Origin of the sequence: Mycobacterium sp. E2989 (genome assembly GCF_001667595.1) — a bacterium.
In the GTDB taxonomy this organism is placed as follows: Bacteria; Actinomycetota; Actinomycetes; order Mycobacteriales; family Mycobacteriaceae; genus Mycobacterium.
The window spans coordinates 1-23,943 of the sequence record NZ_LZJX01000127.1 but is presented as its reverse complement, the minus strand read 5'-3'; the positions used below and the strand labels follow the sequence as shown (position 1 = coordinate 23,943).

The 23,943-nt window shown below is 68.5% G+C and carries 26 protein-coding genes and 3 tRNA genes; 12 read left to right on the top strand and 17 right to left on the bottom strand.

The window, feature by feature from the left end; genetic code table 11:
- Nucleotide 1 precedes the first annotated feature (1 nt).
- Both A5680_RS23400 and A5680_RS23395 read right to left on the bottom strand, forming a co-directional pair.
- Nucleotides 2–508: a bacterial proteasome activator family protein gene (locus A5680_RS23400; protein ID WP_055405601.1), complete on the bottom strand. Its 507-nt coding sequence runs from the start codon at nt 506–508 to the stop codon at nt 2–4.
- Nucleotides 509–528: 20 nt separating this feature from the next.
- Nucleotides 529–2,505, bottom strand: a complete 1,977-nt coding sequence (locus tag A5680_RS23395; protein WP_067823744.1) for a DUF6541 family protein — start codon at nt 2,503–2,505, stop codon at nt 529–531.
- A 129-nt stretch (nt 2,506–2,634) separates the two neighbouring features.
- Here A5680_RS23395 and A5680_RS23390 point away from each other — a divergent pair, with 129 nt between their 5' ends.
- Nucleotides 2,635–3,831: a cysteine desulfurase-like protein gene (locus A5680_RS23390; protein WP_067823741.1), complete on the top strand. Its 1,197-nt coding sequence runs from the start codon at nt 2,635–2,637 to the stop codon at nt 3,829–3,831.
- Nucleotides 3,832–3,909: 78 nt separating this feature from the next.
- Here the strand turns inward: A5680_RS23390 and A5680_RS23385 are convergent, their stop codons facing one another.
- A complete protein-coding gene (locus tag A5680_RS23385) occupies nt 3,910–4,878 on the bottom strand; it encodes an NAD(P)H-quinone oxidoreductase (RefSeq protein WP_067823843.1) in 969 nt (322 codons plus the stop codon).
- Between the two features lie 37 nt (nt 4,879–4,915).
- Between A5680_RS23385 and A5680_RS23380 the strand changes: the two genes are divergently transcribed.
- Nucleotides 4,916–5,002 (top strand) — tRNA-Ser (locus tag A5680_RS23380).
- 36 nt (nt 5,003–5,038) lie between these two features.
- Here A5680_RS23380 and A5680_RS23375 read toward each other — a convergent pair.
- The 3 genes from A5680_RS23375 to A5680_RS23365 are packed head-to-tail and all read right to left on the bottom strand — an operon-like array spanning nt 5,039 to nt 7,345.
- Nucleotides 5,039–5,230 (bottom strand): hypothetical protein, encoded by a 192-nt coding sequence (locus A5680_RS23375; protein WP_055405523.1) that lies wholly within the window; start codon nt 5,228–5,230, stop codon nt 5,039–5,041.
- Nucleotides 5,231–5,259: 29 nt separating this feature from the next.
- The gene (lipE, locus tag A5680_RS23370; RefSeq protein ID WP_067823737.1) at nt 5,260–6,495 is read right to left on the bottom strand and encodes a lipase LipE; all 1,236 of its coding nucleotides are present in this window, start codon (nt 6,493–6,495) and stop codon (nt 5,260–5,262) included.
- Nucleotides 6,496–6,520: 25 nt separating this feature from the next.
- A complete protein-coding gene (locus tag A5680_RS23365; protein WP_067823732.1) occupies nt 6,521–7,345 on the bottom strand; it encodes a crotonase/enoyl-CoA hydratase family protein in 825 nt (274 codons plus the stop codon).
- 23 nt (nt 7,346–7,368) lie between these two features.
- Here A5680_RS23365 and A5680_RS23360 point away from each other — a divergent pair, with 23 nt between their 5' ends.
- Nucleotides 7,369–7,953: a TIGR03086 family metal-binding protein gene (locus A5680_RS23360; RefSeq protein WP_197499836.1), complete on the top strand. Its 585-nt coding sequence runs from the start codon at nt 7,369–7,371 to the stop codon at nt 7,951–7,953.
- Nucleotides 7,954–8,121: 168 nt separating this feature from the next.
- Here A5680_RS23360 and A5680_RS23355 read toward each other — a convergent pair whose 3' ends face one another.
- On the bottom strand, nt 8,122–8,583 hold the full coding sequence (locus A5680_RS23355) for a DUF4334 domain-containing protein (RefSeq protein ID WP_067823725.1): 462 nt from the start codon (nt 8,581–8,583) through the stop codon (nt 8,122–8,124).
- A gap of 11 nt (nt 8,584–8,594) precedes the next feature.
- On the bottom strand, nt 8,595–9,662 hold the full coding sequence (hisC, locus tag A5680_RS23350; RefSeq protein WP_055405528.1) for a histidinol-phosphate transaminase: 1,068 nt from the start codon (nt 9,660–9,662) through the stop codon (nt 8,595–8,597).
- A gap of 86 nt (nt 9,663–9,748) precedes the next feature.
- On the opposite strand from hisC, the gene A5680_RS23345 reads away from it, so the two are divergent.
- Together A5680_RS23345 and A5680_RS23340 are read left to right on the top strand one after the other, a co-directional pair.
- Nucleotides 9,749–9,837, top strand: a tRNA-Ser gene (locus A5680_RS23345).
- A gap of 45 nt (nt 9,838–9,882) precedes the next feature.
- Nucleotides 9,883–9,955 (top strand) — tRNA-Arg (locus tag A5680_RS23340).
- 88 nt (nt 9,956–10,043) lie between these two features.
- Here A5680_RS23340 and A5680_RS23335 read toward each other — a convergent pair.
- Together A5680_RS23335 and A5680_RS23330 are read right to left on the bottom strand one after the other, a co-directional pair.
- On the bottom strand, nt 10,044–10,556 hold the full coding sequence (locus tag A5680_RS23335) for a hypothetical protein (protein ID WP_067823722.1): 513 nt from the start codon (nt 10,554–10,556) through the stop codon (nt 10,044–10,046).
- Nucleotides 10,557–10,575: 19 nt separating this feature from the next.
- The gene (locus A5680_RS23330; RefSeq protein WP_231977685.1) at nt 10,576–11,574 is read right to left on the bottom strand and encodes a phosphotransferase family protein; all 999 of its coding nucleotides are present in this window, start codon (nt 11,572–11,574) and stop codon (nt 10,576–10,578) included.
- Between the two features lie 199 nt (nt 11,575–11,773).
- Between A5680_RS23330 and A5680_RS23325 the strand changes: the two genes are divergently transcribed.
- The 6 genes from A5680_RS23325 (at nt 11,774) to A5680_RS23310 (ending at nt 16,159) form a co-directional block, all read left to right on the top strand.
- Entirely contained in the window at nt 11,774–12,715 is a 942-nt protein-coding gene (locus A5680_RS23325) for a class I SAM-dependent methyltransferase (protein ID WP_067823716.1), read from the top strand.
- 51 nt (nt 12,716–12,766) lie between these two features.
- Nucleotides 12,767–13,177: an MmcQ/YjbR family DNA-binding protein gene (locus A5680_RS23320; protein ID WP_067823840.1), complete on the top strand. Its 411-nt coding sequence runs from the start codon at nt 12,767–12,769 to the stop codon at nt 13,175–13,177.
- A 103-nt stretch (nt 13,178–13,280) separates the two neighbouring features.
- On the top strand, nt 13,281–13,544 hold the full coding sequence (locus tag A5680_RS25505) for a hypothetical protein (RefSeq protein ID WP_082459989.1): 264 nt from the start codon (nt 13,281–13,283) through the stop codon (nt 13,542–13,544).
- Nucleotides 13,541–13,696, top strand: coding sequence for a DUF6131 family protein (locus tag A5680_RS26395; RefSeq protein WP_197506511.1), 156 nt, complete (start codon nt 13,541–13,543; stop codon nt 13,694–13,696). The genes A5680_RS25505 and A5680_RS26395 overlap by 4 nt, the downstream gene beginning before the upstream one ends.
- A 152-nt stretch (nt 13,697–13,848) precedes the next feature.
- Complete coding sequence (tcrX, locus tag A5680_RS23315; RefSeq protein WP_055405310.1) at nt 13,849–14,553, top strand: two-component system response regulator TcrX; 705 nt, start codon at nt 13,849–13,851, stop codon at nt 14,551–14,553.
- A 100-nt stretch (nt 14,554–14,653) separates the two neighbouring features.
- A complete protein-coding gene (locus A5680_RS23310) occupies nt 14,654–16,159 on the top strand; it encodes a cell wall metabolism sensor histidine kinase WalK (protein WP_055405311.1) in 1,506 nt (501 codons plus the stop codon).
- Here the strand turns inward: A5680_RS23310 and A5680_RS23305 are convergent.
- Nucleotides 16,152–16,628: a lipoprotein LpqH gene (locus tag A5680_RS23305; RefSeq protein WP_055405309.1), complete on the bottom strand. Its 477-nt coding sequence runs from the start codon at nt 16,626–16,628 to the stop codon at nt 16,152–16,154. The two genes, A5680_RS23310 and A5680_RS23305, sit on opposite strands and share 8 nt — an antisense overlap.
- Before the next feature lie 162 nt (nt 16,629–16,790).
- Between A5680_RS23305 and A5680_RS23300 the strand changes: the two genes are divergently transcribed.
- Nucleotides 16,791–18,671, top strand: a complete 1,881-nt coding sequence (locus A5680_RS23300) for an alkyl/aryl-sulfatase (RefSeq protein ID WP_197281329.1) — start codon at nt 16,791–16,793, stop codon at nt 18,669–18,671.
- Here the strand turns inward: A5680_RS23300 and A5680_RS23295 are convergent.
- From A5680_RS23295 to A5680_RS23270, 6 genes are all read right to left on the bottom strand, one after another.
- A complete protein-coding gene (locus A5680_RS23295) occupies nt 18,661–19,632 on the bottom strand; it encodes an NADPH:quinone oxidoreductase family protein (protein WP_067823713.1) in 972 nt (323 codons plus the stop codon). The two genes, A5680_RS23300 and A5680_RS23295, sit on opposite strands and share 11 nt — an antisense overlap.
- Nucleotides 19,632–20,243, bottom strand: coding sequence for a TetR/AcrR family transcriptional regulator (locus A5680_RS23290; protein WP_067823709.1), 612 nt, complete (start codon nt 20,241–20,243; stop codon nt 19,632–19,634). Before A5680_RS23290 ends, A5680_RS23295 begins: the two co-directional genes overlap by 1 nt.
- On the bottom strand, nt 20,240–21,547 hold the full coding sequence (locus A5680_RS23285; RefSeq protein WP_055405305.1) for an acyl-CoA dehydrogenase family protein: 1,308 nt from the start codon (nt 21,545–21,547) through the stop codon (nt 20,240–20,242). Before A5680_RS23285 ends, A5680_RS23290 begins: the two co-directional genes overlap by 4 nt.
- Before the next feature lie 17 nt (nt 21,548–21,564).
- Nucleotides 21,565–22,329 (bottom strand): SDR family NAD(P)-dependent oxidoreductase, encoded by a 765-nt coding sequence (locus tag A5680_RS23280; RefSeq protein ID WP_067823705.1) that lies wholly within the window; start codon nt 22,327–22,329, stop codon nt 21,565–21,567.
- Nucleotide 22,330: 1 nt separating this feature from the next.
- Complete coding sequence (locus A5680_RS23275) at nt 22,331–23,362, bottom strand: phosphotransferase family protein (protein WP_067823702.1); 1,032 nt, start codon at nt 23,360–23,362, stop codon at nt 22,331–22,333.
- Nucleotides 23,363–23,418: 56 nt separating this feature from the next.
- On the bottom strand, nt 23,419–23,943 hold a 525-nt coding region (locus A5680_RS23270; protein WP_156675211.1), incomplete at its 5' end, for a class I SAM-dependent methyltransferase.

Here is a 23,943-nt window from a genome sequence, read left to right as displayed (position 1 = left end):
TTTACAGGTACTGACCGTGCCCGGATCCGCCGGGCTTGCCGATGCCCGGGGGCAGCGCGCCCTGACGCATCTTCTCCAGCTGCGCGCGGGCGGCCATCTGCTGCGCGAACAGCGCCGTCTGGATGCCGTGGAACAGGCCCTCCAGCCAGCCGACCAGCTGCGCCTGGGCGATGCGCAATTCGGCGTCGGACGGCGCCGCGTCCTCGTTGAACGGCAGGGTCAGGCGGTCGAGCTCTTCGCGAAGTTCCGGCGCCAGGCCCTCTTCCAGTTCGCGGATGCTGGTCGCGTGGATCTCGCGCAGCCGGTTGCGGCTGGCCTCGTCGAGGGGTGCGGCGCGGACCTCCTCGAGCAGTTGCTTGATCATCGTTCCGATGCGCATCACCTTGGCCGGCTGCTCGACCAAATCGGTCAGTGAGCGCTCGTCGGAGTCATCCTCCGCCACCGCCATGATCCGCGGGTCGACGCCGCCGATGATCTCAATGCCATCGTCGTCGTTGCCGGTACTCATCCATCACCATCCTTTGCGCACTAAGAGTGCGGCGCCGCGCCGTCGTTTCCGCGCCATTCGTAGATTCGGGCTCCACCGTTGTCGTAGATCAGCGCCCACGACTTCGATTTATCCAGTGACACTAGTCCGTCGGGTACGGCGAAGCCCCGGACCGTCGGCATGCTCGTGTAGATGTACCGGATATTGAGCGCTTTGATCGCCTCGACCACCCGGGGATCGGACTCACCCTTGCGGGCGCCGGCCCAGAAGATGTAGCGGTTGGGGCCGGGGCCCATTTGCTGCGGGTAGTCGTAGTGGGTCCAAAGCGGGTGCAGGTCGGCGACGGCGTACATCCACGCCGTGCCGTCGGTGTTGGCGTTGCCGATCACGGTGGTGTGCGCCCCGGGCAGCTTGGACAGATAGGCCATGGCCATCAGGTCGCGCTGGTCGATCATCACCGAGTCGTACTTGTCGCCGAACAGGACCAGGTGCCGATAGAAGTAGTGGCGGGCGGTGAACACGGTCGTGGCCACCAGCAGGACCGCGGTGGCCGCGGTCCAGGCCGGCGCCGGCAAGGGTTTGAATCGGCCGGCGACTCGTCGGGCGCCGGCCATCACCACCATGACGATCAAGAACAATGCGACACCGGCCATCGGCTCGAGCAGCAGCGTGATGGCGGCCGAAATGCGGCGCGGGTCCTTGTAGAAAAACTCCCCGAACGCGCCGGCCACCGCGCCGAGCGGGCCGCCGAGCGGTGTTCCCGCGTCGACGTCGACCACCACGAGCAACAGCCACACCGCCAGCGGCCACCAGATCCTCTTGTAGGCGAAGATGATTCCGCCGACGATCGCCAGCGTCATCAGCCCGTACTGGTACGGGAAGTCGTTGAGATGACGCGAGTGCTGGAAGACGGCGTCCCACACCCCCCGCTTCTTGCTGAGCTTGGTCAGGAATGAGTGCCCGGCGATGATGTCTTCCTGCTGACGGACGCTGATGAACTGCGGCAGCAGGATCAGCGCGGTGGTCACCGTCACGCCGGCGAGCGTCATTGCGTCGGCGAGCCGCCCGCGCACCGGATTCCACAGCACGTCCAGCAACCACCAGGCCACCAGGAACAGCACGACGATGAACCCGCCGGTCAGGTGCACGGACATCAGCCCGACGAAGGCCAGCACCGCTAAGGGGATCCGGTCGCGGTGCCGCGGCGTCGAGGCGATCAGCACGAAGGTGGGGACGACGACGCCGTAGGCGGCCAGGTTGGGCATCGCGGCGACGCCGAACTCGACGTAGGGCAGGGAGGTGAACGACACGGAGAGCGCGGCGGTGGTGGCGGCCGCCGCGGCGGTGCGCCATTCCCCCCAGCGCCCCCGCAGCAGCTTCCAGGTCAGCATCGCCGCGCTGGCGGGGAACAGCCACACCGAGGCCGCCACCGAGCTCACCGTGTAGCCGGTCGTGGGCGCCGCCCCGGTGAGCTGACAGAACACCGCCACCCACGCGTGGAACACCGACGGGTAGTACAGCGTCTGATGCGTCTCGACGTTGCGCAGCTCGCCCATGTGGGTGGACGACGCCTGCCCGGTGTCCAGGATGAACCGCACCTCGTTGGCGTGCCAGACGGCGTCCCACGTGCTCGGCACCGTCTGCCAGTGGGCGGCCAGGCCGCGGTAGGCCGCCCACATGATCAACAGCGCACCCAGCAGCACCCCGGCCGCCACGGTCAGCGCCGGCAACCGGCCGATCCCGCGCGCCTCGGCCTCGGTGTCGCGGAAGCGGCCGAGCAGCAGCTGCAGGACCGTCATCGCCAGGCACACCACGATCAGCGTGGCCAGCGCGGTCCAGCCGTTCCACGGGATTCCGACGGCGCCGAACGGGATGATCGCCAGCGCGATGGCGCCGTAGGTCAGCGCCGGGCCGACCGCGACGGCGATGGGCCAACTCAGCTGACTGATTCGCGCGATGACCGCCCCGGGCGCTATCAGCAAGAACAATGCGATCAGCGTTCCGAACCAGAGGCCCACTCGACTAGTATGGCTGGCCGGGTGTCCTGCCTCTTCGAAGCCACCGGCACGCTGGAACGGCTCGAGCGTCTCCGGGCACCCGCTACCGTCACAGTTTCGCGGAGAAGCGGAAGCTCTAAGGTGGCTGGCATGGCTTACGACGTCGCCCGGGTGCGCGGACTGCATCCGTCGCTGGGTGACGGGTGGGTGCACTTCGACGCACCGACCGGGATGCTGATCCCCGATTCCGTCGCGACCACGGTCTCCACGGCGTTCCGCCGGTCCAGCGCCACCGCGGTGGGTGCGCACCCGTCGGCGCAGCGCAGCGCCGCGATCCTGGAGGCCGCGCGGGCCGCGGTGGCCGACCTCTTCAACGTCGACCCGGCGGGCGTGGTGCTCGGCGCCGACCGCGCGATCCTGTTGTCGGCGCTGGCCGAGACGTCGTCCTCGCGGGCCGGGCTGGGCTACGAGGTGATCGTCAGCCGCCTCGACGACGAAGCGAACATCGCCCCGTGGCTGCGGGCGGCGCACCGCTACGGCGCCAAGGTGAAGTGGGCCGAGATCGACATCGAGACCGGCGAGCTGCCGACCTGGCAGTGGGAGGGCTTGATCGGCAAGTCGACCCGGCTGGTCGCCGTCTCATCGGCGTCCGCGGCGCTGGGCACGGTCACCGACCTGCGGGCGATGACCAAGCTGGTGCACGACGTCGGCGGGTTGGTGGTCGTCGACCATTCCGCCGCCGCGCCCTACCGCCTGCTCGACGTGAAGGAAACCGACGCCGACGTGGTGGCGGTGAACGCGCTGGCGTGGGGCGGCCCGCCGATCGGCGCGGTGGTGTTCCGCGACCCGGCGCTGCTCAACTCGTTCGGCTCGATATCGACGGACCCCAAGGCCACCGGGGCGGCGCGCCTCGAGATCGGTGCGCACCAGTTCGGTCTGCTGGCCGGCGTGGTCGCCAGCATCGAGTATCTGGCGGCGCTCGACGAGTCGGCCCGCGGCAGCAGGCGCGAACGCCTCTCGGTGTCGATGCAGTCGGCCGGCCTGTACATGAACCGGATCTTCGACTACCTGATGGTGTCGTTGCGGTCGTTGCCCCTGGTGATGGTGATCGGACGGCCGGAGGTGCGCATACCGGTCGTCAGTTTCGCGTTGAACGGGGTGCCCGCCGAGCGGGTGGTGCAGCGGTTGGCCGACAACGGGATCCTCGCCGTCACGTGCGAGAACTCCCGCGCCCTGGACGTGCTGGGCGTCAACGACGTCGGCGGCGCGGTGACCGTCGGGCTGGCGCACTACTCGACGACGGCGGAGGTCGACCAGTTGGTGCGCGCGCTGGCGTCTTTGGGCTGACGGCCGCTCCCCTTTCGCCGAACGTGACGTCACGGCGGCGAAACGCGCGGAACGTCACCCTCAGTTCACGCTCGGCGGCTAGACGGTCAGCACGACCTTTCCGGTCACCTTGCTCGACGTCAGCTGTTGGTGTGCCTCGCCGGCCCTTTGGATAGGCAGCCGGGCGCCGATGATGGGCCGGACGCGGCCCTCGGCGATCATCGGCCACACCGACCCGATCACCGCCTGCACGATCTCAGTCTTGCTGTTGGGCCCGGTGACCGGGCGCGCCCGCAGGGTGGTGCCGATGACGCGGGCGCGCTTCATCAGCAGCTTGGCGATGTTGAGCTCACCCTTGATGCCGCCCTGCATCCCGATGATGACCAGCTGCCCGTCGACGGCCAGGGCGTCGATGTTGCGGTCCAGGTAGGCGGCGCCCATGATGTCGAAAATCACGTCGGCGCCGCCGCTTTCCCGCAGCCGCTCGACGAAATCCTCGTCGCGGTAGTTGATGGTGATCTCGGCGCCGAGCTCGCGGCAGAACTCCAGCTTCTCCGCCGAACCGGCCGTGATGGCCACCCGCGCACCCAGCGCGCGAGCGACCTGAATCGCGTGGGTCCCGATGCCGCTGGCGCCACCGTGCATCAGCAGCAGCTGGCCCTTGCCCAGGTGGGCGGTCAGGACCAGGTTGGACCACACCGTGCAGGCCACCTCCGGCAGCCCGGCCGCGTCGATGAGGTCGACACCGGAGGGAATCGGCATCACCTGACCCGCGGGCACGGCGACGTACTCGGCGTATCCGCCACCGGCCAGCAGCGCGCAAACCTCTTGTCCCGCTTGCCAACCCGTGACGCCGTCGCCGGTTTCGGCGATCACGCCGGACACCTCCATGCCGATGATTTCGCTGGCGCCCGGCGGCGGGGGGTACTTGCCGGCGGCCTGCAGCACGTCGGCGCGGTTCACGCCCGCCGCGGCGACCTTGATCAGCACCTCGCCCGGGCCGGCGGACGCGTCCGGCACCTCCTGCCAGGAAAGCTGATCGGGGGATTCGGCGACGATTGCGCGCATGGTGGCCACGCTACCGAGTCCCGCTACCCTAATCAGCGGTGGCGTGGCAGAGCGGCCTAATGCACTCGCCTTGAAAGCGAGAGACGGCTAACACCGTCCGGGGGTTCAAATCCCTCCGCCACCGCTGGTGTCGGGTGCCCCACTCGTCGGGGGGCGAACGCTAGTAGCTGCGATCGCCCTCGCTGTCGTCGAAGAAGCGCCATTCGCCGTCGGCTTCGACCTCCATGCGCCAGCCCAGTTCGTTGCCCTCGACCGCCTCATCGGCGAACCACGCGTGCGCCTTGTCGGCGCTTTCGATGTCCTTGGTCGCGACGACGTCGCCCTTCGGGTTGAGCACTCGGTAGGTAGCCATGGCGGCAGTGTTCCCACCCGAGGGCGCCCTCAACCGGCGGGGATCTCCGCGGTGATCTTGTCCAGCAGGGCGGTGTAGCGCTTGGCTTCCGGATCGCGGCCGGGTTTGCCGCTGCTCACCACGCCGGCCGCCAGGCCGCGCGCCGGGTCGGCCCAGATCGCGATGTTGACCAGGCCGAGGTTGCCGAAGGCGTGCGGCGCGTGGCGCCCGAACGGCCCCCACCGGTCGGTGCCCAGGATGAAGCCGGTGCCCCACCGCGCGGGTTGCAGCCCGACGGCGAAATCCGGTCGCAGCCGGCGGCATTCCTTGACCGCGCCGTACATCGTCTCGGGGCTGACCACCCGCACCCCGTCGAGAGTGCCGCCGCGGCGCCAGATTTCGGCGAACCTGGACATCTCGTTGGCGGTCGACACCGTGTTGGACGACGGGATGATCGTGGTGAGGAAGAGCGGGGTGTTGGTGATGGGGATCTGCTCGTGCACCGTCCCGCCGATCGCCTTGCGGAAGATCTGCGCGACCACCGGCGGCAACGGTCGGCCGGTCGCGTGACTCGGGGCGACCAGGGGCAGGTCCTCCTTGGCGACGCCGAAGTTGGTCCACCGGAAGCCGAGCGGGTCGAGGATCTCGGTCGCCAGAATCTCGCGGATCTCCTTGCCGGTGGCGGCGTAGACGATCTCCCGAACGAGCGGACCCCAGGTGAGCGCGTGGTAGATGTGCACCAACCCCGGCCGGTACAGGGGGCGCAGCTCGCTCAGCTTCTGCTGCGCGTACTCATGGTCGTCCGCGCGTCGGACGTCCGGCTTGGGTCCGGTGGGGAAGGGCAGCCCGGCGCTGTGCGTCATGACGTGCCGGATGGTGATTCGGTCCTTGCCGTGGCTGGTGAACGTGGGGATGTAGTCGCAGACGCGGTCGTCGAGCGAGAACACCCCGCGCTCGACGAGCATGTGCACCACGGTCGCCGCCATCCCCTTGGCCGCGGAGTACACGCAGAACGGCGTGTCCGGTGCGACGGGGATCTTCTCGGCGTCTGGCGGGTCGGTCGGGGCGTTGCCCCAGCCGTGGCCGATCGCCCGGTTGAGCACGACGCGCCCGTTGCGGCGGAGGCACAGCTGGATGGCGGGGTGAAAGCCGGCCGCGTACCAGTGCCGCGCGGCCGCCCAGATCCGGTCGACGGCGGCGCCGTCGATCTCGGAGTGGTCTTCGTCGCCGATCGTCGTCACGGCGTCCAAGTCGGCCGGGACGCGGATTCTCCCGTCTGATGTCACCTCAGCGAGGGTACGTGTCGGCGGCTCACTCGCCGGTGAACTGCGGCGGGCGCTTCTCGAATGTCGCCGCGATGCCCTCGGTCAGGTCCTTGGACGGTAGGAAGGCCGCGTTCCAGGCGGCGACGTAGCGCAGGCTCTCCGACACGGCCGCGGCGCGCTGCTGGTCGAGGACGTCCTTGACGCCGTGGACGGTCAGCGGCGGGTTGGCGGCGATCTCGGCGGCGGTGGCGTGCGCGGCGGCCAGCGTGGCGTCGGCGTCGGCGTACACGTCGTTGACCAGGCCGATCTTCTCCGCGCGGGCCGCGTCGATGTCCTTGCCGGTCAGCGCCAGCTCGCGCAGGTGGCCGTCGCCCAGGATCATCGGCAGGCGGGCCAGGCTGCCCACGTCGGCGACGATGGCGAGCTTGACCTCGCGCACCGAGAATTTGGCGTCGGCGCTGGCGTAGCGGATGTCGACCGCCGAGATGAGGTCGACGCCGCCGCCGATGCACCAGCCATGCACCGACGCGATGGTCGGGGTGCGGCAGTCCGCGACCGCGGTGATCGCGCCCTGCATCCGTTTGACCTCGCGGTGGAACACCGCGCGGGGGCCGGCCAGCGCGTCCCCGGACAGCAGCGGGGTGAACGACCCACCCATCGCGGGCACGTCCAGGCCGTAGCTGAAGTTCTTGCCCGAACCGGTCAGCACGATCGCCCGCACCTCGGGGTCGGCGTCCAGCGCCGCGAACAGCTCCGGCATCTCCGACCAGAACGCCGGGCCCATCGCGTTGCCCTTGCCCGGCCCGATCAGCGTCACCTGGGCGACGTGATCTTTCGTTTCCACCGTGACGGATTCGTATGCTTGCGCCATATCGAGACCGTAGCGTGGCAAATATGGCTCCTGATTTGCGGCCCGGCCCGCATTCCCCGCCCACCGACGAACTGCACAGCGCCGAGGACACCCTCGGGGTGCTGCAGCGGGTGCTGCACACCATCGCCGCCGACGACCTGTCCCGCCAGACGCCGTGCGCGGAGTTCGACGTGGCGCAGTTGACCGATCACCTGTTGAAGTCGATCACCGCGCTGGGCGGCATGGTCGGCGCGGAGATCCCCGAAGCCGACGACGGTGATTCGGTGGAACGGCGGGTGGTCGCGGCGGCCCGGCCCGCGCTGGACGCCTGGCATCGGCACGGCCTGGACGGGTCGGTGCCGTTCGGCAAAGGGGAGATGCCCGCCAAGGGCGCGTGCGGCGTCCTGTCGATCGAATTCCTGGTCCACGCTTGGGATTACGCCGCCGCGGTGGGACACGAGGTGAACGCGCCCGAGCCGCTGTCCGAGTACGTGCTGGGGCTGGCCCGCAACATCATCCGGCCCGAGTTCCGCGGTGGCGCCGGCTTCGACGACCCGGTCGACGTGCCCGAGGACGCCGGCGCGCTGGAGCGGTTGGTCGCCTTCACCGGCCGCGACCCGGCGCGGTAATTCGGGCCGGGTATCACGCCCATACGCCCATATCGCGCGCCCATCGCGCCCATCGCGTGTCCATCGCGTGTGCGATGAGGGCTTTGGGAGTGCGCTCAGGGCGCATTTCGGCCCGGATCCCCGCCCTGGCTACACACTCAAAGCCGTAGACGCACGCTGGTCGAGCTACTACACCCGCTCCAGGTAGAAGTAGTAATACCGGCCGTTATCCCGGACGCCCTTGCCGTTCATGATGCCCATCACGGCGTCATCGTCGATCAACTTGAAGTGGTCGTGCACGGGCTGGCCGTCATAGACCATCGTCGCGGTGACCTCGCCGCGGAACTCTTCCAGCCACAGGCTGGCCTCGCCCTTGCCCATCTCGACGTTCGAAAACTTGTTGCCGTCGGCGTCGAGGCAGACCAGCGGCTGCACGTCGCGGACCGATTTGAAGGTCTTGCCGAACCAGCCGGCCTTCTCCAGCTGACCGTTCATCCGGTGGCCCGTGCGGAACTCGCCGCCCTTCCACTCGCCGAGCATGCCCTCGATGGTCGCGGGCTCGAGCCTCGCCCAGAAGTCGTCGAGCTCGGCGTCGGGAATGTCGCCGTCACGCTCCTTGAACTCGGTGAACAGTTTGCGCGCCAAGTTCAACGGACGACTCCTTACGGTTCGGTGCGGGAAATCCAGTCGCAGGCGAATTGCAGCAGGGCGTCATTCTCCTCCACCGCACCGATGGTGACGCGCACCCCCTCGCCGGCGAACGGCCGCACCACCAGCCGCGCGTTGGCGGCCTGCTCGGTGAAGTCCTCGGTCCGGGCGCCCAGCGGCAGCCAGACGAAGTTGGCCTGCGACGGCGGCAGGGTGAACCCGGCGCCGCGCAGCTCGGCGGTGACCCGGGTCCGCTCGGCGACCAGCGCGTCGGTGCGGGCCATCAGTTCGCCGGACGCCTCCAGCGAGGCGATCGCGGCCGCCTGCGCGACGTTCGTCACCGCGAACGGCATGACGACCTTGTCCAGCGCGGTGATCAGGTCGGGGTGGCTGACCGCATACCCGACGCGCAGGCCCGCCAGTCCGTAGGCCTTCGAAAAGGTCCGCAGCACAACGACATTGCTGCGGTTGAGGGCCAGATCGAGGCTGTTGGGCAGCATGCCGTCGCGGATGTATTCGACGTAGGCCTCGTCGATGGCGATCAGGATGTGCGGCGGCACGGCCTCGACGAAACGCCTCAGGGCTTCGGGATCGACCACCGTCGACGTCGGATTGTTCGGGTTGCAGACGAAGATCAGCCGGGTGCGGTCGGTGATCGCGGCGAGCATGGCGTCGAGGTCGTGGGTGTGGTCGGTCAACGGCACTTTGACCGCGGTGGCGCCGGACACCTGGACGATGGGCAGGTAGCACTCAAAGCTGCGCCAGCCCATCATCACCTCGTCGCCGGCGGATGCGGTGATTTGCACCAGCTGCTGGCACAGGGTGACGGAACCGCTACCGACTGCGATGTGTTCGGGGGCGACGTCGGGGCCCAGGTGCATGGCCAGCGCCGCCTTGAGGTCGACGCTGGCGTTGTCCGGGTAGCGGTTGACGACGGCAACGGCACGCTCGATCGCCGCATGCACGCTGGGCAGCGGGCCGTGCACGGTCTCGTTGCTGGCCAGTTTGATGGAGCCCGGCACGTTCTTGCCGGGCACATACACTGGCAATCCGGCCAGTTCGGGACGCAGGCGGGCGGTCACTTCGACAGTTTATGTCGCGAATGTGTACAGTATGGCCGGTTCCGCGAGACCGGACCGGGGTCGGGTACCCTCGAAAAGTCCAAAAGGGAGGCGTGCCAGAGCGGCCGAATGGGGCTCACTGCTAATGAGTTGTCCCCCTCAAAGGGGACCGGAGGTTCAAATCCTCTCGCCTCCGCTGACTCCTGTTGGAGGAGCACAACGTAAGACAACTGAACGACCGGCGCCCGTAGCTCAACGGATAGAGCATCTGACTACGGATCAGAAGGTTAGGGGTTCGAATCCCTTCGGGCGCGCTCTAATCGCCGTGGCCGCTTCACATCCCGGTTGATCCCCGGCCGAAAACCGTTGTGTCCCAACCTTGCCGGCGACGGCCGAGGATCCCTACCGTCCCCCGAACGGGCCCCCGAACGGCCCGCGGCGCGGGGGAACCGTCACGGTTTGGGTGACGGTGCTGGTCTCGGTGCTCGGCGAGGCCGTGACGGTGCTCGGCGGCTCCGTCGTGGTGGGGGGCGGGGTGTCGGTGCTGGGGGTGTCCGTGCTCGGCGGGGGGACCGTCTCGGTGACGGTCTCGGTCGGCGCCGGTGCCCCACCGCCGCCGTGGTGCCGGGACGGTTGCGAAGTCGTGGTGGTCACCGTGGTGGACGGAACGGTGGCGGTGGTGGTCGTTGTCGTCGCCGCCGGGCCGTGGGCGGGCGAACCGGTCGCGAGTTTGACCACCGCGAACACCAGCGCGGCGAGCACGATCACCCCGAGCGCGCCGGCCGCGACCAGCGCCGCCGGACGGCGGTACCACGGGGTGGGCGGCTCCGGCTCGGGCGCCGGCTCGTCGTAGTACCCGCCATACGCGGCTTGGGTCGGCTCGGAGTAGTAGTCGGGTTCCTCGGGGTAAGGCACGAACGCAGATGTTAGTGGATCAGACCGCGCCGTCGATGAGGCGCAGCGCCCGCTCGAACAGGTGCACCGTGGCCGCGTGCAGCTGATCGCCGACCTCTTTTTCGGCCTTCCCCGCGCAGGCCCTCGCCAGCGTCCCCTCGATCACGATGCCCAGCTTGAAGCAGGCCAGCACGGTGTACCAGGTGATGTGGGACAGGTCGCGGGTGGTGTTGGCGGCGTAGCGTTCGAACAGCTCGTCGGTGCTGGCCAGCCCGTCCTGACCGCCCAGGGCGTGGCTGAACACGCTGGAGCCGTCGGGCTGGCGCCAGGTGGCCAACAGCCAGCCCAGGTCCAGCAGCGGGTCGCCGATAGTGCACATTTCCCAGTCGACGATCGCGACCACGTCCGGCCCGGTGCGGGAGAACATCACGTTGGCGGCGTGGTAGTCGCCGTGCATGATGCCGGGTGTCCAGGTTGTCGGCCGGTGGCGGTCCAGCCAGCTCGAGACCTCCTCGATGCCCGGGATGTCGGGCCCGGGGTAGCCGTCGTACTCGTTGTAGGAGTCCAGCTCCGAAAGCCAGCGCGGCACCTGGCGTTCCAGAAAGCCCTCCGGCTTGCCGAAGTCGACGAGACCCACCGCCACATGGTCGACCGCGCCCAGCTTGGCCAGCGCGTCGGCCATCGAGAGGCCCATGCCGTGCCGCACACTTCGATCGCCGGCATGCAACGGCGGCAGCCCCTCGCCGGCGTTGAACCCGTCGACCGGGTCCATCAGGTAGAAGACGGCGTCGCCCAGCACGCCGGGGTCCTCGCACGCCGCGATCAGATGCGGGTGCGGCACATCGGAGCCGGCCAGTGCGGCAAGGACTTTCGTTTCCCGCAGGATGACGCTGTTGCTCCGCGGGCGCAGGTGCCGCGGCCCGCGCCGCAGCACGTAGGGCCGGCCGGCCCGGGTGAACCGCAGCATGACGTTCTGGGTGCCGCCGGTGACGGCGGAAACATCCTGAATCGGGCCCTCGCCGAGCCCCCGCTCGGACATCCACGTCGCTACGGCGTCGAGGTCGACCCCGGCCACGGCCAGTTCGTGCGGCGTGCGCGTCATCGCGGCGCTCCCTTCGGCAACCTGTGGGCCCACTGGGAAAGAGCGTAAGTCACCGCCTGAACGCGGCCGGGGGTGGCGGAGGCTGGAACAATAGTGTGCGGAACTAACTGACTCTCGGGCCTGGAAGGAACTGGCGATGCCGCGTACCGACAACGACTCCTGGGACATCACCCAAAGCGTGGGGGCCACCGCATTGGGCGTCGCCGCGGCGCGGGCAGCCGAGACGGCGAGCGAGGATCCCCTGATCAACGATCCCTTCGCGCGGGTGTTTGTGGACGCCGCGGGCGAGGGCATGTGGAGCATCTACGCGGATCCCGCGGCGCTGGCCAAGGCGGTGGAGCTGGAGCCGGAAGTGGGGTCGCGGATCCAGCTGATGATCGACTTCATGGCCACGCGCACAGCGTTTTTCGACGAGTTCTTCCTGGGCGCGGCGGACGCCGGCGTCCGCCAGGTGGTCATCCTGGCCGCCGGCCTGGACGCGCGGACCTGGCGATTGCCCTGGCCGGACGGCACGGTTGTCTACGAGCTGGACCAGCCCAAGGTGCTGGAGTTCAAGTCCAACACGCTGCGCGAGCACGGCGCCGAACCCAAGGCGCAACTGGTGAACGTCGCCATCGATCTGCGGCAGGACTGGCCAACGGCGTTGCGGGAGGCCGGGTTTGACCCGTCGCGGCCGGCGGCCTGGTCGGCGGAGGGCCTGGTTCGTTACCTGCCCGCGCAGGCCCAGGACTTGCTGTTCGAGCGCGTCCACTCGCTGAGCGCGCAGGGCAGTTGGCTCGCCTCCAACGTGCCCGGTGAGGGTTTCACCGACCCCGACGTCGTCCGGCGCCAGCGCGAGGACATGCAGCGCATGCGTGCCGCGGCGGCCAAGTTGGTCGACGCCGAGATCACCGATTTCGACGACCTCTGGTACGCGGAGGAGCGCACGCCGGTCGACGGCTGGCTGCGCGAACGGGGCTGGGACGTCGCCACGGCGACGTTTTCGGAGTTGATGGCTCGCTACGGCCGGCGCGTACCGCAGGGATCCGAGCATGCGATGCCCCCCACGCTGTATGTCTCCGCGCAGCGCCGCGGCTAGGGCGGACGACACTCAAACGCCCACGCGCGCATGGCCGCTACCCTCACCGGTGTGGCTGATCGACCGGCACGAGTGCGCGACGTGCACGAGATCGCCGCGTCGATGCCGCACGTGCAGCGTCTGGAGGGCCCGAAGGGCAACGCGATCTATCAGGTGGGCGGCAAGTCTTTCGTCTTCTTCCGCACGCCGCAGCCCGATGCCACCGATCCCGACACCGGCGAACGATATGCCGACGTGATCATGCTCTGGGTGGAGTCCGAAAGCGACAAGCTGGCGTTGATCCAGGACCCCGCGTCACCGTTCTTCAGCACCGACCACTTCGACGGGCATCCCTCGGTGCTGGTGCGGGCCGCCCGGCTCGGCGAAATCGGCAGGACGGAACTGGCCGAGCTCATCCAGGACGCGTGGCTTTCGCGGGCCTCCAAGCGGCGGGCCGCCGCATGGCTCGCCGAGCACGCCTGATCCCAGCGGGCTCCGCTGGGGCACTGCCGAATTCATCCCGGGCCATGTTTAGACGCAAGTCGAATGGGTAACTACCGTCCACGAGAAATTTTTCTCGTCCACATTGGAGGTCACCATGCGTGGCAGCGGAATCATCGGCACCATTGCCTTGGTATGGCTGCTGATCGGGGTTTTTGCGGCATGGCAACGCGATTACTTCAAGGGTGACTCAACCAGTTGTGTCACGGCTGGAAACATCGCGTTGACCGTGGTCGCGGGCCCTTTGAATTACGCGGGCGTCAACCCGAAAGTCAAGGATTGCCATGTCCCGCAGCCCAGCTCGATGCCCAGCAGCATAGAACCCCTCACATTAAGGAAAGTGTCATGATTGTCCTCGGTGCGATCCTGTTAATTCTCGGATTTGTTTTCGGTATCCATTTGCTGTGGGTACTCGGTATCGTCTTGCTCGTTATCGGGGCCATCTTGTGGATTATGGGCTCCGTCGGGCGTCCGGTCGCCGGCCGGCGCTACTGGTATTAGCCACCTCGCCGGGAAAACGGGATCGCGCGACTGCCCGGCAGTCGCGCGATCCCGTTCACAGGCAGCGCAAAGGTAAGCCATAGCCACGGCTCAGCGCGGTGCGCATACTGGAACGTGTGACACAGCCGCGAGCATCCGTCGAGCGGGTTGTCATGTGTCGCGCCGACGGCAATCCGATCAACGTTCTGGTGGTGGACGACGAGTCCGTCCTGGCCGAGATGGTGTCGATGGCGCTGCGGTACGAGGGCTGGAACATCGCTACGGCCAGTGACGGGTCATCGGCGATCGCCGCGGCCCGCGCCCAGCGCCCGGATGTGGTCGTCCTCGACGTGATGCTGCCCGACATGAGCGGGCTCGACGTCCTGCACAAGCTGCGCGAGGAGAACCCCCAGCTGCCGGTGCTCCTGCTGACGGCCAAGGATGCCGTCGAAGACCGCATCGCCGGGTTGACCGCGGGCGGCGACGACTATGTCACCAAACCGTTCAGCATCGAAGAGGTGGTGCTGCGGCTGCGGGCGCTGCTGCGGCGCACCGGCGTGACGACGGTGGACAGCGGCGCGCAACTGGTGGTCGGCGACCTGGTGCTCGACGAGGACAGTCACGAGGTCACCCGCGCGGGCGAGCCGATCGCGTTGACCTCCACCGAATTCGAGTTGCTGCGCTTCATGATGCGCAATTCCAAGCGGGTGCTGAGCAAGGCCCAGATCCTCGACCGGGTGTGGAGTTATGACTTCGGCGGCCGGTCCAACATCGTCGAGCTGTACATCTCGTACCTGCGCAAGAAGATCGACAACGGCCGCGAGCCCATGATCCACACGCTGCGCGGCGCGGGCTATGTCCTCAAGCCGGCCCGCTAGGAGCGATCGCAAGCCCGGCGAAGCCGGGCGCCGCGGGTCGCGACCGTTGGGCAGGAGCGATCGCAAGCCCGGCGAAGCCGGGCGCCGCGGGTCGCGACCGTTGGCCAGCTCGCGCCGGGCCTGGTCGTTGCGCCTGCGGCTGCTGGTCGGGCAGATAGTCGTGCTGGCCATCGTGTGCGTCGGCATCACCGCGGTGACCGAGCTGGCGCTGAACCATCACCTGGTGAAACAGCTCGACGGGCAACTCGCCGGCACGTCGTTCCGGTCGGCACTGATGTATCCCGAACCGAACCGGCCGCGGCGCGACCACTCCTACTATCAGCGGCCCGGCCCCGGCCCCCGATTCCTGGACGCCCCCGGTCAGCCGGCCGGCATGGTCGCCGCGGTGATCAACCACGGCAAGACGGTCGATGCCGGCTACCTCACCAGCAGTGGGACCCGGGCCGCGCTGACCTCAACCGCCCAGACCCAACTGGAACAGATCGCCGACAGCCGCGCGCCCGTGACCCTGAACCTGGACGGCCTCGGCCGTTACCGGGTGGTCGCGGCCCCGAGCCGAAACGGCGGCGACACCATCGTCACCGGCCTGTCGATGTCGAATGTCGACGCCACCCTGATCCGGATGCTGATCATCTTCGCGATCGTCACCGTGATAGCGCTGGCGGCCGCGACCATCGCCGGGGTAATCATCATCCGGCGGGCGCTGGCGCCGCTGCGTCGCGTCGCGCAGACCGCGAGCAACGTGGCCGACCTGCCGCTGGACCGCGGCGAGGTCCAGCTGCCGGTCCGGGTCCGCGAATCCGACGCGAACCCGGCCACCGAGGTGGGCCAGCTCGGATCGGCCCTCAACCGGATGCTTGACCACATCGCGGCCGCGCTGTCGGCGCGGCAGGCGAGCGAGACCCGGGTGCGCCAGTTCGTCGCCGACGCCAGTCACGAACTGCGCACGCCGCTGGCCGCGATCCGCGGCTACACCGAACTCACCCAGCGCATGGACCGCGAAGGCGGGGACCGGGAGGCAATAGCCCACGCCATGAGTCGGGTGGCCTCCGAGACCGAACGGATGACGCGCCTGGTCGAGGACTTGCTGCTATTGGCGCGCCTGGATTCCGGCCGGCCGCTGGAGCGCGAACCGGTCGATTTGTCGCGGCTGGCGGTCGACGCGGTCAACGACGCGCACGTCGCCGGAGGAGACCATCAGTGGGAGCTCGACCTGCCCGAGGAGCCCGTGATCGTCACGGGTGATGGCGCCCGGCTGCACCAGGTGCTGACCAACCTGCTCGCCAACGCCCGCCTGCACACCGGCGCGGGCACGGTCGTGACCACGCGGTTGACCACCGAGCCGGCACACACCGTGCTGCAGGTCATCGACAACGGACCCGGCATCCCGGCGGCGTTGCAGTCCGAAGTGTTCGAGCGGTTCGCCCGCGGAGACACCTCGCGTTCGCGCAAGGGCGGCAGCACCGGACTGGGTCTGGCGATCGTGTCCGCTGTGGTCAAGGCGCACGACGGCACGATCGCGGTGAAAAGTTCACCCGGCCATACCGAGTTCACGGTGCGGTTGCCACTGAACGGGTGGCAACCGCCCGCGAGCTCAGCTAGCTAGAGCAGTTGACGTCGATTTCGAACGGCTTGTTCACCGGTTGCATCGGGTTGGCCATGTCGACCCCGGTGGCTGTGCCGGTGATCTTGTAGCTGTTGCCGTTCTTTTCGGCGGAGGCGTTGCCCTGGCCGGTCCCGGAGGTGTAGCCGAGCGTCACGCCGTTGACGTTGCCCAGCCCAACCGATTTCACCTGGGGCGGATTGGCGTCGGTGAGAACGGCGGCGATTCCGGTCGCCGCACCGCCGATCGCGATGTTCACGTTGCCGCCTGCGGTCGTGCACACGACCGAGCCGCTCACGTTCTGGTCCTTACCGTCGATGAGGACCTTGGTTCCGCTGGCAGCGCCCGCCGAGGTGTTGATGGCCGAACTAGTGCCCGAACCGCCCGAACTCGACTTGTTGCTGGAACAGCCGGAAATACCGGCGGCTAGAACTGCCGCTCCAACCGCCGCGACCATCAGTCCACGCTTCACGTGTTCTCCTTCGCCCGAAAGTTGCGACCCTCGGCATTGAGGGCCGTCTGGGCAGTATGCGGGTTAACTGGACTCAATATCTAGGGTTCGAGGTAATTGTTTGCATGTTCATTGGTCGGTTGCCAATGAACGCTGTGCGGAATGGCCGCGCAATGGCAATGTATTGGCGTGGAACACAAACGCCCCACCGCGGTCATCGAGGCGGCACACGGCGCGCACGCGCTGCCATTCGATGACGACGCGGACTTCGACAACGCCGATCGTGGCTTCATCGCCGCCCTGTCGCCGTGCGTCATCAAGGCCGCCGACGGACGGGTGGTGTGGGACAACGACGCGTACTCCTTCCTCGGCGGCCCCGCTCCGACGTCGGTGCACCCCAGCCTGTGGCGGCAGTCGACGCTGGCCGCGAAACAAGGCCTCTACGAAGTGGTTCCGGGCATCTACCAGGTCCGTGGGCTCGACATCTCCAACGTCACGTTCGTCGAAACGGACACCGGCATCATCGTTATCGACCCGCTGGTCTCCACCGAGGTCGCGGCCGCCGCCCTCGGCCTGTACCGCACGCACCGCGGCGGCGACCGCCCCGTCGTCGCGGTGATCTACACGCACAGCCATGTCGACCATTTCGGCGGCGTCCTGGGCGTCACCTCGCAGGCGGAGGTCGACTCCGGTGCGGTGGCCGTGCTGGCGCCGGACGGTTTCGTAGAGCACGCCGTGCAGGAGAACGTCTACGCCGGCCCGGCCATGACGCGCCGAGCGACCTACATGTACGGCTCCCTGCTGCCGCGCGGCCCGATGGGCCAGGTGGGCTGCGGGCTGGGCCAGGCCCCGTCCACCGGCGAGGTGGCGATCATCGTCCCGACCATCGACATCCGCGAGACCGGCGAGAAGCACACCATCGACGGCGTGGAGATCGAATTCCAGATGGCGCCCGGCACCGAGGCCCCGGCCGAAATGCATTTCTACTTCCCGGCTTTCCGCGCGCTGTGCATGGCCGAAAACGCCACGCACAACCTGCACAACCTGCTGACGCTGCGCGGCGCGCTGGTGCGCGACCCGCACGCCTGGTCCGGCTACCTCACCGAGGCGATCGACACCTTCGCCGACCGCGCCGACGTGGTGTTCGCCTCGCACCACTGGCCGACCTGGGGCCGGGACAGCATCGTCGAGTTTCTATCCCTGCAACGCGACATGTACGCCTATCTGCACGACCAGACGCTGCGACTGCTCAATAGGGGCTACACCGGTGTTGAGATCGCGGAGATGTTCCGGATGCCGCCCGCGCTCGAACGCGCCTGGCACACCCACGGTTATTACGGGTCGGTCAGCCACAACGTGAAGGCGGTCTACCAGCGCTACATGGGCTGGTTCGACGGCAACCCGGGCCGGTTGTGGCCGCATCCGCCGGAGGCTCTCGCGCCGCGTTACGTTGAGGCGATGGGTGGAATCGACCGGGTAGTGGGCCTGGCTCAGGCGGCGTACGACGCCGGCGACTTTCGTTGGGCGGCAACGCTGCTGGATCACGCGACCTTCGCCGACGACGGGCACGCCGGTGCCCGCGAGCTGTACGCCGACACGCTCGAACAGCTGGCCTACGGCGCGGAGAACGCGACCTGGCGCAACTTCTTCCTCAGCGGCGCAACCGAATTGCGAAGCGGCAACTTCGGCACCGCGGCTCAGGTCGCCTCGCCCACGATGCTGTCCCAGTTGACACCGGAGCAGATCTTCGACAGCCTCGCGATCCGGGTCGACGGGCCGAGAAGCTGGGATCTCGATGTCGCGATCGATATCGCCTTTACGGATCTGGACGTCAACTACCGGCTCACCCTGCGCAACGGGGTGCTGGTGTACCGCAGGGCGGCGGCCGATCCGGCGACGGCCACCGTTACGGTCAAGCTGGACAGCAAGTCTCGGATCCTGACGGCGGCGCTGGGCGACTTCGCCTCGCCCGGCCTGCAGATATCGGGCGATCAGGACGCGCTACGGGCCTTCTTGGGGGTGCTGGACCAGCCGGACCCGAGCTTCAACATCGTCACGCCGTGACGTCGATGACGACTTTGCCCAGCACTTTGCGGTCGGCCACATGCCGCAGCGCGGCGGCGGTGTCGGACAACGGGAATCGCGCCCCGATGTACGGCCGGATCGTTCCGGCGGCGAACATTTCCGACAATTCCCGCATGTCGCGGACGGCCTCGTCGGGATGGTCTGCCATGAAGGTGCGGATCTCCATGCCGCGCACGCAGATGTCTTTGAGCAGAACGAGGTTCAGCGGGATGGCCGGTATCGTCCCGGCCGCGTAGCCCAGCGTGACGAAGGTGCCGCCGCGCGCCAGCGCGCGCAGCGCCGGCTCCGCGTACGGCCCGCCTACCGGGTCGATGACCACCCTGGCGGCGTCGCCGGTGAGCTCGCGGATGCGTGACTTCAAGTCCTCCCGGTCGTAGTCGACGGTCGCCTCGGCGCCGCGTCGGCGGCAGAGTTCGAGTTTGTCGGTGCTCGACGCCGCGGCGAGCACCCGCGCTTTCAGGGCGACGGCCAGGTCGACGGCGGCCAGCCCCACGCCGCCCGCCGCGCCCAGCACGACCACCCAATCCCCTTGCGCCACCGCGGCGGTCGAGCGCAACGCGTGATACGCGGTGCGGTAGGTGACGCCGAAGGCGGCCGCCGAGGCGAAGTCGGCGTCGTCGGGGACGAGCGTCGCCTGGCTCGCGTCCAGCAACGCCTGCTCGGCGAACGCCCCGAAAGTGGTTCCGGCCACGCGCTGCCCTGGGCGAAACGGCGCGCCGTCGCCGGCGGCAATCACCTCACCGGCGATCTCGTTGCCCGGGATGAACGGCGGCGGGATCTTGACCTGATACTTGCCGGCGATGAACAGGACGTCGGGGAAGTTGACGGCGGCGGCGTGGACGCGCACCAACAGCTGCCCGGGACCGGCCACGGGATCGTCGACGTCCTCGAGAACCAGATCTTCCGGGGTGCCGTAGGAACGGCAGACGACCGCGCGCATCAACTGACCCCCAGGCCGCGTAGACAGAATTGCACCAGGTGTGCGATGTCGTCGGGCTTCGGCCGGTCGCCCGAGCCCACGTATCGGCGCATCGTCGCCGCCGTGCAACTGAACACGGCCTCCACGTCCCGCTCGACGTCGCTGCTGCCCAGCGCCGCAACGGGTTCGACGAGCAGATCGCGCAGCGGCCGCATCATCTCCTGATCCGCCGCCCGCCAATTCGTGCCGGCCGACATCTGCCCGGCGGCCGCGCGGCTCATGCTGATCAGGTGCGGGTCGGCCACCTGCGCGAGCGTGCCCTCGATCCAGCGCGCGACCTGGTCGCGGGGGTTCGGCTCCTTGGCCATCTGGTGCTCGAGGTAGGACACCACGATGCCCACCCCGCGTTCCATCACGGCCAGGATCAGTTCGTCCTTGCCGGCGAAATAGCGGTAGAACGCCTTGTTCGACGAGCCGGACTCGGTGACGATGTCGCTCACCCGCGGCGGTTCGGGCGCGACGCGTTCCATGACGCGCACGGCGGCGGCCAGGATGCGCTCGACCTCCTCGGTGGCTTCGCGCTGGCGGTCGTCGAGCGCCCGCTCGACCGCCGCGGTCACCCTGCTGGTCACGGCGAATCGGGCAGGGCCGGAACCCGGTCGATGAGGTCGCCGTACTTGGACCGGGCGGCCTCGCGCCGGATGTCCAGCAGCTCGCTCGGCCATTCGGCGTCCTCGGCCTCGTACCCCTTGAGCAGCAGCCGGGCCAGGTTCACCTTGTGGGCCTCGGTCGGCCCGTCGGCCAGCCCGAGCGCAACCCCGCCGAGCAGCACGTTGACCAGCGGCAGCTGGTCGGTGGTGCCGAGGGCGCCGTGCACCTGGATCGCGCGCAGCCCAATCGATTTGAGCACCTGCGACGCCAGTATCTTGCACGCGCCGATCTCGGCGCGGGCCGCGTGCTCCCCGGCGGTGTCGATCAGCCATGCCGCGTGCAGCACCGCCAACCGGAACGGCATCAACTCGGTGTAGGAGTCGGCGATGAACGCCTGCACCAGCTGCTTGTCGGCCAGTGAACTACCTTGTGTGAAGCGGCTTTTCGCGCGCCGGGCCATCATCTCCACCGCGCGTTGGGCCACCCCGATCGAGCGCATCGCGTGGTGCAGGCGCCCACCGGCGAGCCGGGTCTGCAGGATCATGAAGCCCTGCCCGGCTTCGCCCAGCAGCGCGTCCGACGGCACCCGGACCCCGTCGTAGTGCACCAGCGAGTGCCCGGGCTCGTGCGGCAGCGCGCCGACTAGGTGATGGGTGGCCTCGATGGTCAGCCCATCACTGCCGGCCGGCACCAGAAAGGTCGAGGCGCCGCGGTGGACGGGCACGTCCGGGTCGGTGATCGCGACGACGATGAAGAAGGACGCGACGGAGGCGTTGGAGGAGAAGTACTTTCGCCCGGTGATCACCCAGTCGTCGCCATCACGGAAGGCGCGCGTGCGGAAGACTCGCGGATCGGCCCCGCCCTGCGGCTCGGTCATCGAAAAGCACGAGAAGATCTCCCCGGACAACAGCCCGGCGAGATAGCGGTCCTTTTGTTCCTGCGTACCGAAGCGGGCGATGATCTCGGCGTTGCCCGTGTCCGGCGCCTGGGTGCCGAACACGATCGGCGCCCACGGGCTGCGGCCCAGGATTTCATTGATCAACGTCAGCTTCACCGCGCCGAAGCCCTGACCGCCGAGTTCGGGGCCCAAATGCGGTGCCCACAAGCCTTTGTCGCGGACCTGCTGCTTGAGCGGATCGACGATGCGCCGGCGCTCGTCGTTCAGCGGCAGGAACTCGCAACCCGGGAACAGCACCTCGAGGGGTTCCACCTCCTGGCGGACGAACTCGCGGACCCAGTCGATTTTCTCGGCAAATTCCGGTTCGGTGGAGAAGTCCCAAGACATTCGATCGCTCCTATCTGCTAGGGGATTCCGCCGTCGGCGCGCAGGATGGAGCCGGTGGTGAAACTGGACGCATCGGACGCCAAAAACAGTGCGGCGCCCACGATTTCGGCCGGCTCCCCGGCCCGCTGCAGAGCCAGGTGCGCGAACGGCTTGCCGTGGGCCGCCTCGAGGTTCCAGGCCTTGCTCACGTCGGTCAGGAACGGGCCGGCCATCAGCGTGTTGACCCGCACCGCCGGCCCGAACGCCTTCGCCAAGGCTTCGGTCATGGCATTGAGGCCGGCCTTGGCGGCGGCATAGGGGACGATGTCGGGTGTCGGGCGCAGCGATCCGGCCGTGCTCACGTTGACGATCGACCCCCGTCCGGCCGCCACCATGCGCTCGCCAACCAGGGCCGACAACCGGAACGGACCCTTGAGGTTGAGGTTGACCACCGCGTCGAACAGCTTCTCGGTGACGTCGGTCAGCTTGTCGTACAGCGGCGACATGCCCGCGTTGTTGATCAATACGTCGACCTTGCCGAACCGGTCATAGGTCGCCTCGACCAAGCCGTCGAGCTGGTCCCAGCGGCCCACGTGCACCTGATACGGCACGGCTGCGCGCCCGGTCTCGGCCTCGATCTCCTTGGCGGTGGCCACGCAGTTGTCCATGTTGCGGCTGGCGATCACCACGTCGGCGCCGCACCGGGCGGCGCCGAACGCCATCTCGCGGCCCAGCCCGCGGCTGCCGCCGGTGACCAGCACCACCCGGTCGGTGAGGTCGAAAAGCCGCTCCACGTAAGCCATTTCAGTGTGCCCTCGCCAGCTCGGCCGCCGTGGCGATGAGCTGGGGGATCATCGCCCCGAAGGCGCCTTGAATCTTGGAGTCCACCTTGCCGGTTCGCACGCCGGCCGCATAGGTCTTCTCCAGCACGATGCCGAGCTTCCAATTCGCCAGCACCAGGTAATAGTCGATGTTCTCCGTCGACAGCCCGCTGATCTGCTGGTAGTGCTCGAGCAATTCGCCGCGCCTGGGCATGCCGCCCATGTCCAGATAGAACCCGTCGGCGCGGGGCTCCTCTCCGTCGTAGCCCAGCAGGCACCACGCCAGGTCCAGCAACGGGTCGCCGACGGTCGTCATCTCCCAGTCGACGATCGCGGCCAGTCGCGCCGGCTCCCCGTGCGCGAACATCACGTTGGCGAACTGGTAGTCGCCGTGCATGATGCCCGGCCGATAATGCGCCGGGCGGTTGTTGCGCAGCCAGTCGGCGGCCTCCTCGAGGCCCGGCAGCTCGCGCACCCTGTAGGCGTCGAGGAAGGCTAGCCAGCGGTCGACCTGCCGCTCGTGGAAGCCGTCCGGGCGGCCGAAACCGTCCAGGCCCTGGGCCCGCCAATCCACCCGGCCCAGCTTGGCCGCGCCCTCGACGAGCTGGAAGGCCAGCCCGCGCCGGGCGGCAAGGTCGGTGTCGAACGGCGGTTGCCAGCCCCCGTCCATCGGGCTCCACCCGTCGATGGCCTGCATGACGTAGAACGGCGTGCCGAGCACGGTGCCGGTGTCGTCGGCGGCGATCAGCGCCGCGTGCGGGACGTCGGTGCCGGACAGCGCGCGCACCAAGCGGATCTCGCGCAGCAGGCCGTCGATGCGGGCGGCGTCCGCGCGGGCGCCGGGCATCCGCAACACCATCCGCTCGCCGCCGCGGTCGAGCAGGTACAGCGTGTTCTGCGAGCCGCCCTTCAGCTGCTCCAGCCGCGGTGGTTCACCGTTTCCCGGGGCGCCGTTGGAGTCCAGCCAGCGGCCAAGCACACCCGCGTCCAGTTGGGTCTGACCTACCGTCGTCATCCGCACACCCCACTCTCTGTGCGGAGAATAGCATTCTCCTACGTGGACGGGCCGGATCAGCCCGGCTTGTGGGCGCTGAGCAGAAAGCCCGGCGCCATGAAGTGGCCTTCGCCGTCGTGTTCCAGGTGTGGCAGTGGGTAGTCGGGCGACGCATTGCCGTAGACCTTGGCCGGCCGCAGATCGTCGACCCGCCAGAGCTCCGACACGGCGTCACGCAACTCGGCTTCGGTGAAGCCGCGCGGGCCGCCCTGACTCGCGTCGCCGAGCGCGCCGGTGGCGAAGGCCAGGATGTACAGCGCCGCGCCGGGGGCGGCCGCCCGGAAGATCGACTTCAGGTAATCCTGGCGCCGTTCCGGCGGCAGCGCGTGCAGCAGCCCGCTGTCCAGGACGGTCGAGAAGCGGTCGTCATAGCCGCGGAAGTTGGTGACGTCGGCTTGGGCGAAAGTCGCTGTGGTCAGCCCCCGTTCCGCGGCCGCGGCGGCCGCGGCCTCGATGGCTGTGGCGCTGATCGACCAGGGCAAGATCCGCAGCGACGTGCTGGACGCGGGCTGCGGCCACGCCGCCCAGTCGCTGGCCCTCGC

Excerpts from the sequence above, each read along its gene's own strand:
- A5680_RS23400 (WP_055405601.1), bottom strand. The coding sequence starts at position 508 with ATGAGTACCGGCAACGACGACGATGGCATTGAGATCATCGGCGGCGTC.
- A5680_RS23390 (WP_067823741.1), top strand. The coding sequence starts at position 2,635 with ATGGCTTACGACGTCGCCCGGGTGCGCGGACTGCATCCGTCGCTGGGT.
- A5680_RS23385 (WP_067823843.1), bottom strand. The coding sequence starts at position 4,878 with ATGCGCGCAATCGTCGCCGAATCCCCCGATCAGCTTTCCTGGCAGGAG.
- A5680_RS23375 (WP_055405523.1), bottom strand. The coding sequence starts at position 5,230 with ATGGCTACCTACCGAGTGCTCAACCCGAAGGGCGACGTCGTCGCGACC.
- A5680_RS23365 (WP_067823732.1), bottom strand. The coding sequence starts at position 7,345 with ATGGCGCAAGCATACGAATCCGTCACGGTGGAAACGAAAGATCACGTC.
- A5680_RS23360 (WP_197499836.1), top strand. The coding sequence starts at position 7,369 with ATGGCTCCTGATTTGCGGCCCGGCCCGCATTCCCCGCCCACCGACGAA.
- A5680_RS23330 (WP_231977685.1), bottom strand. The coding sequence starts at position 11,574 with ATGTCCGAGCGGGGGCTCGGCGAGGGCCCGATTCAGGATGTTTCCGCC.
- A5680_RS23325 (WP_067823716.1), top strand. The coding sequence starts at position 11,774 with ATGCCGCGTACCGACAACGACTCCTGGGACATCACCCAAAGCGTGGGG.
- A5680_RS26395 (WP_197506511.1), top strand. The coding sequence starts at position 13,541 with ATGATTGTCCTCGGTGCGATCCTGTTAATTCTCGGATTTGTTTTCGGT.
- tcrX (WP_055405310.1), top strand. The coding sequence starts at position 13,849 with ATGTGTCGCGCCGACGGCAATCCGATCAACGTTCTGGTGGTGGACGAC.
- A5680_RS23295 (WP_067823713.1), bottom strand. The coding sequence starts at position 19,632 with ATGCGCGCGGTCGTCTGCCGTTCCTACGGCACCCCGGAAGATCTGGTT.
- A5680_RS23285 (WP_055405305.1), bottom strand. The coding sequence starts at position 21,547 with ATGTCTTGGGACTTCTCCACCGAACCGGAATTTGCCGAGAAAATCGAC.
- A5680_RS23280 (WP_067823705.1), bottom strand. The coding sequence starts at position 22,329 with ATGGCTTACGTGGAGCGGCTTTTCGACCTCACCGACCGGGTGGTGCTG.
- A5680_RS23275 (WP_067823702.1), bottom strand. The coding sequence starts at position 23,362 with ATGACGACGGTAGGTCAGACCCAACTGGACGCGGGTGTGCTTGGCCGC.